The 1,216-nt window shown below is 59.5% G+C and carries 1 protein-coding gene; it reads left to right on the forward strand.

What is annotated here, in order from left to right:
- Positions 1-5: 5 nt before the first annotated feature.
- On the forward strand, positions 6-1,184 hold the full coding sequence (locus F0184_RS20455) for an IS256 family transposase (RefSeq protein WP_244299406.1): 1,179 nt from the start codon (positions 6-8) through the stop codon (positions 1,182-1,184).
- Positions 1,185-1,216 lie beyond the last annotated feature (32 nt).

Below are 1,216 nucleotides of genomic sequence, written 5' to 3' on the forward strand. Positions count from 1 at the left end.
GCAACGTGATCCGGATCGATGAAGCCCGGATCAAGGACCATCTGGGAGAGATGGTGCGTGGCACTGTCGAGGAGGCGTTGAACGCGATGCTGGACGCGGAGGCGGACCGGCTTTGCGGAGCTGGCCGCTATGAACGCAAGGACGGGCGTCAAGACACCCGTGCTGGCAGCTACGAGCGCTCGTTGCATACCAAGGCGGGTGAAGTGAAGCTGAAGATGCCGAAGCTTCGGCGCCAGACGTTCGAGACGGCGATCATCGAGCGTTACCAGCGCCGGGAAAGCAGTGTCGAGGAAGCCCTGATCGAGATGTATCTGGCCGGTGTTTCTGTCCGCCGTGTGGAGGACATCACCGAGGCGCTTTGGGGCACGCGGGTCTCACCCGGCACGGTCTCGAACCTGAACAAGAAGATCTACGCGAAGATCGAGGAATGGCGGCATCGTCGAATAGAAGGTGAGCATCCCTATCTCTATCTGGACGGGATCGTGATGAAGCGGACGTGGGCTGGGGAAGTGCGGAACGTGTCCCTGCTTGTGGCCAGTGCGGTCAATTCGGAAGGGTACCGGGAGATTCTTGGCATTTGCGAAGGGGCGAAGGAAGACAAGTCCGGCTGGTCGACCTTCCTGCGCCATCTGGTGGACCGGGGCCTCAAAGGTGTCCGGCTGATCATATCGGACGCTTGCCGCGGTCTGGTGGAGAGCGTGGCCGACTATCTGCCGGACACACAGTGGCAGCGCTGCATGGTGCACTTCTACCGCAATGTGTTCAGCCACGTACCGTCCACGAAGCTGCGGGAGGTCACGCACATGCTGAAGGCAATCCATGCCCAGGAGAACCGAAAGGCTGCACAGGAAAAGGCCGAAGCGGTGATCGCGGATCTACGGGCGCAACGCCTGACACGAGCAGCCGATCTCATTAAAGAGAGCATCGGCGAGACGTTGACCTATTACGGCTTTCCGGACAGCCATTGGCGCAAGATCAGGACAAACAACCCGCTGGAACGGATCATGAAGGAAATCAGGCGAAGGACACGGGTCGTGGGAGCCTTCCCGGATGGCCAATCATGCCTGAACCTGGCCGCAGCCAGGCTCAGGCACATCGCGGCCGGTAAATGGTCAGCGCAAAAATACATCAACATGGCGCCGCTCTACCAAGAGCAGAACCAAGCACACGGAGCCGTCGCCTGAAAACGAAAGTGCGAAAGATATTTGACACTACC

Source organism: Roseibium aquae (assembly GCF_008711285.1).
GTDB classification, from domain to species: domain Bacteria; phylum Pseudomonadota; class Alphaproteobacteria; order Rhizobiales; family Stappiaceae; genus Roseibium; species Roseibium aquae.